5 protein-coding genes are annotated in these 4,728 nt (G+C 72.5%); 4 read left to right on the plus strand and 1 reads right to left on the minus strand.

The genetic code is table 11. The annotated features are described in order from the left end of the window. Together ABZ914_RS46735 and ABZ914_RS46740 are read left to right on the plus strand one after the other, a co-directional pair. Nucleotides 1-351: hypothetical protein (locus ABZ914_RS46735; protein ID WP_500201095.1), on the plus strand; the 351-nt coding region annotated here is incomplete at its 5' end. Between the two features lie 10 nt (nt 352-361). Then, nucleotides 362-1,093 carry a hypothetical protein gene (locus ABZ914_RS46740; protein ID WP_500201096.1) on the plus strand — a complete coding sequence of 244 codons (732 nt, stop codon included), beginning with the start codon at nt 362-364 and terminating at the stop codon, nt 1,091-1,093. Between the two features lie 68 nt (nt 1,094-1,161). Here ABZ914_RS46740 and panB read toward each other — a convergent pair whose 3' ends face one another. Further along, entirely contained in the window at nt 1,162-2,013 is an 852-nt protein-coding gene (gene panB / locus ABZ914_RS46745) for a 3-methyl-2-oxobutanoate hydroxymethyltransferase (protein WP_500201097.1), read from the minus strand. Nucleotides 2,014-2,239: 226 nt separating this feature from the next. Between panB and ABZ914_RS46750 the strand changes: the two genes are divergently transcribed. Then, nucleotides 2,240-3,805, plus strand: coding sequence for an MFS transporter (locus ABZ914_RS46750; RefSeq protein WP_500201098.1), 1,566 nt, complete (start codon nt 2,240-2,242; stop codon nt 3,803-3,805). 15 nt (nt 3,806-3,820) lie between these two features. Continuing rightward, on the plus strand, nt 3,821-4,411 hold the full coding sequence (locus tag ABZ914_RS46755) for a TetR/AcrR family transcriptional regulator (protein WP_190864317.1): 591 nt from the start codon (nt 3,821-3,823) through the stop codon (nt 4,409-4,411). Nucleotides 4,412-4,728 lie beyond the last annotated feature (317 nt).

Consider the following 4,728-nt stretch of genomic DNA (forward strand, 5'->3'; position numbering starts at 1 on the left):
GTGAAGATGAGGCAGATCCGGTCCGCGGACCCGTGGAGCACGGTCCTGGCCCCTCCGGGCCGGGCCGCCGGGCCCGGGGCGCCCGCGGGGCCGGCCGCGCCGGACGCCCCGGAGGCGCCGCACGCGCGTGGTGACGCGGGCGAGGCGGGCGAGGCCGGCGGCGGCGACGTCTACGGCCGGGTGCTCGACCACCTGCGGGCGGCGGACGGGCCGCTGTCGCTCGCGGAGATCCGGCACGCGACCGGGCTCGGGCTGCTGGAGGTGGCGGGCGCCGTGGAGCGGCTGCGCGACCGCGGGCTGGTCTCGATCGAGCGGGAGATCGACGAGGTCGTCCGGCTGACCGGGCGGTGATCGGGAGCGGATGGCCGGATACCTCGTCGCGGTCTCGCTGAGCTGCCTGGTCGGCGTCGCCGAGCTGGTCAGCCGCTACCGGGACCGCCCCACCACGCTGGTCCGGGTGCCGAGCACCTGGGCGTACGTGCTGATCAACGGGGGAGCGGGCGCCGGGTCGCTGCTGCTCCTGCACACCTTCGGCTGGCGGTTCGGGGTGGCGTCGCCGGACGTCGCCGCGGCGACGCAGGTGCTGGTCGCGAGCCTCGGCTCGATGATGGTGTTCCGCAGCGCGGTGTTCACCGTCCGGGTGGGGGACGAGGACGTCGCGGTCGGGCCGAGCACGCTGCTGACCTCGCTGCTCGCCGCCGCGGACCGGGGCGTCGACCGGATGCAGGCGAAGACCCGCGCGCAGGAGGCGGGGGAGATCATGCGCGGGGTCTCGTTCGCCAAGTCGAAGCTGGCGCTGCCGACGTACTGCCTCGGCCTGCTGCAGAACGTCTCCGCCGAGGACCAGGCGGACCTGCGCACCGCCGTGGACGCGCTCGCGGGCAGCGAGATGACCGACGGGCAGATGGCCCTCAACCTGGGGCTGCTGCTGATGAACGTGGCGGGCCCGGACGTGCTGCGCTCCGCCGTCGACACGCTGCGGGACGAGATCATGGCCGGCGGGCCGCCGCCCGTCCCGGCGCCGCGCAACGGCCAGGCCGGCGAGGCGCGGGCCGGCGGCGGCGAACTGGTCCGCTCCAACCCGGACCAGTAGCCGCCGCCGGGGACGCTGCCTGACGGCCTAGCGGCCTAGCGGCTCGGCGCCGAGAGCGCCGCCGTCACTTAGTGGTACGTGTGCTCGGGGGCCGGGTAGACGCCGCTGACGACCTCTTCGGCGTAGCTGCGCGCGGCGTCGCCGAGCACGGTGCCGATGTCGGCGAACTTCTTGACGAACTTCGCGGTGTGCGGGGTGAGGCCGGCCATGTCCTGCCAGACCAGCACCTGCGCGTCGGTCTGGTTGCCGCCGCCGATGCCGATGGTGGGGATGGACAGCGACGAGGTGACGCGGGCGGCGAGCTCCTCGGGGACGCACTCGAGGACGACGGAGAACGCGCCCGACGCCTCGAGGGCCTTGGCGTCGGCCATCAGCTCCTCGCCGGCCTCGCCGCGGCCCTGCACCCGGTAGCCGCCGAAGACGTTGACGGACTGCGGGGTGAGGCCGAGGTGGCCCATCACGGGGATGCCGGCGGAGACCATCGCCTCGACCTGCGGGAGGATCCGGCGGCCGCCCTCGACCTTGATCGCGTGCGCGCCGGTCTCCTTGAGGAACCGGGTGGCGGCGGCGAGGGCCTCGGGGACGCCGGTCTGGTACGAGCCGAACGGCAGGTCGGCGACGACCATCGCGCGCTTGGAGCCGCGGACGACGGCGGCGGCGAGGGGGATCAGGTCGTCGACCGTGACCGGGATGGTCGAGTCGTAGCCGTAGACGACCATGGCGGCGGAGTCGCCGACGAGCAGCACGGGGATGCCGGCCTCGTCGAAGATCCGCGCGGTGAGGGCGTCGTAGGCGGTGAGCATCGGCCACTTCTCGTGCCGCTCCTTGGCGGCCGCGATGTCGCGGACGGTGATCCTTCGCCCGCCGGTACCGCCGTAGAGTGCGGTCGGCTGCGCGGGCGGCGCTACAGAAGAAGACATGGAGAACCTCCGGTCTTGAGGCGCCACGGTGGCGTACCCAGACGGATCCGATGGTGCCACTTCGAAAACGATTCGGGTAGTCCCCGAGATTCCCGGATCTTTCGGGCGCCGGGCCGGAACAAATTACGAAACGCTACGGTTGCGTATCGGTGGATGGCGGCGTACGCTCCTTACGAAACGAGACGTACCCGTATCGCATTCCCTCCGTCACGATCCAAGGAGCGCTGTGGACTCCCAGACCGTCCAGCGGCGCCGGTGGTACATCCTCGGCGTGCTGACCGTGAGCCTGCTGGTGGTGGTGCTCGACAACACCATCCTCAACGTCGCGCTCAAGACCATCGCCGACCCCGAGAAGGGCCTCGGCGCCACCCAGAGCCAGCTCGAGTGGTCGATCAACTCCTACACGCTGGTCTTCGCCGGCCTGCTGTTCACCTTCGGCGTCATCGGCGACCGGATCGGCCGCAAGCGCGTGCTGATGGGCGGCATGGCCGTGTTCGCCCTCGCCTCGCTGGCGTCGGCCTACGCCCAGTCGCCCGACCAGCTCATCTACGCCCGCGCCCTGATGGGCCTCGGCGGCGCCGCGATCATGCCGCAGACGCTGTCGATCATCTCCAACGTGTTCGAGCCGCACGAGCGCGCCCGCGCCATCGGCATCTGGGCCGGCGCCGTCGGCCTCGGCGTCGCCATCGGCCCGCTCACCGGCGGCCTGCTGCTCGCCCACTTCTGGTGGGGCTCGGTCTTCCTCATCAACGTGCCGGTCATCATCGCCGGCGTCACGCTGATCGCCTTCCTGGTGCCCGAGTCGCGCAACCCCAACCCCGGACGGCTCGACCCGGTCGGCGTCCTGCTGTCGGTCGTCGGCCTGGTCGTGGTGTCGTACGGCATCATCCAGGGCGGTGACAAGGGCGAGTGGCTGACCCTGGGCACCCTCGGCCCGATCCTCGCCGGCCTCGCCGTCCTCGCCCTGTTCGTCTGGCACGAGGCCCGCACCGCCTCGCCGGCGTTCGACGTCCGGCTGTTCAAGGACGCCCGCATGTCGGCCGCCGTCGCGTCCATCGCGCTGTGCTTCTTCGCCGCCACCGGCGTGTTCTTCTTCACCAGCTTCTACATGCAGTCCGTGCGGGGTCTCAGCGCGCTGGAGTCCGGCGCGATGGTGCTGCCCTTCGCGGCCGCGCAGCTGATCTTCTCCCCGCGCAGCGCGGGCATGGTCCGCCGGTTCGGCGCCAAGGCCGTCTGCACGTCCGGGCTGCTGCTGGTCACCGTCGCGCTGGCGAGCTACCAGTTCGTCGGCACCGACACCCCCATGTGGATCCTCGGCGTGATCTTCTTCGTGCAGGGCGCCGGCATGGCCAACGTGATGCCGCCCGCGACCGAGTCGGTCATGTCCGCGCTGCCGCGCGAGAAGGCCGGCGCCGGATCGGCCGTCAACAACGTCGCCCGGCAGGTCGCGGTCGCGATGGGCGTCGCCGTCCTCGGCTCCGTCGTCGCGTCCGTCTACCGCGGCGACCTGCACGACCGGCTCGCCGCGCTGCCCGCCGGCGCCCGCCAGGCCGCCGGCGAGTCCATCGAGGGCGCGCACGCCGTCGCCGCCCGGATGGGCACCGCGGGCCACGGCCTGATCGGCCCCGCCGACACCGCGTTCGTGCACGCCATGCACACCGCGTCGATCGCCGCGGCCGTCGTGTCCTTCCTCGGCGCCCTGGTCGTCCTGAAGTGGATGCCCGGACGCGCCGCCGCAGCTCCCGCCGCGGAGAACCAGACGGCTCCCGAGCCGGAGAAGGCCCGCGTGTGAGAGCGTGAGCATGCCATGAACGACACGACGACCAACCGCGCGCCGGGACGCCCGCGCAGCGAGCGGGCCGAGAAGGCCATCATCGAGGCCACCCTCGACCTGCTCGCCGCGGAGTCCGGGGTGGCCGGCGTCTCCATCGAGGCGGTGGCCGCCCGGGCCGGCGTCGGCAAGACGACGATCTACCGGCGCTGGCCCAGCAAGGAGGCGCTGATCGTGGGCGCGCTCGGCGCGGCGAAGGGCGAACTGCCCGCGCCCGCCGGCGCGTCCGCCCGCGAGGACCTCCTGGAGATCGCGCGGACCTTCGCGGCCGAGCGCAAGAAGCGGTACTCGCGCTGCTTCTGGAACGTGGTCGGCGGCGCGGAGAAGTACCCCGAGCTGTACGCCCGCTACAAGCAGGACGTCATCGAGCCGCGCCGCGCCGTCATCCGCGAGGTGCTGCGCCGCGGCGTCGAGACGGGGGAGCTGCGCGCCGACCTCGACATCGAGGCGGGCATCTCGATGCTGACCGGGTCGCTGTCCACCAAGACCCCGCAGGAGACCTTCCCGGAGGGCTACGCGGAGACCGTCGTGGACCTCCTGCTGACCGGGATCGGCGCGCCGTCCTGACCGGATCCGGCGGACCCGGCGGCAGCCGCGGAGGCCCGTTTCCTCGGGAGATAACGCCCGAGAATCCGCATACCGCACGGTTTTCGGCGCGGTAACCGTGATCTTCTCCCGCCGATCACGCGTCATGCCCCATACTGTCGCTGGGTAGTGCTAAGACGACCGGCTGTCTGGAGCGCGTCAGGTGAGATCCGTCATGGCGCCGCGAGGCGATGCGCCCGCCACCGATTCGGCGTCCCGGACCCTGGTCCTGGGCATCGACGGCGGACGGCGGATCGTCCAGTGCGGACCCAACAGCGCGGCCGTCATCGGCCGCGCGC

Origin of the sequence: Spirillospora sp. NPDC046719 (assembly GCF_040645715.1) — a bacterium.
Taxonomy (GTDB): Bacteria; Actinomycetota; Actinomycetes; order Streptosporangiales; family Streptosporangiaceae; genus Spirillospora.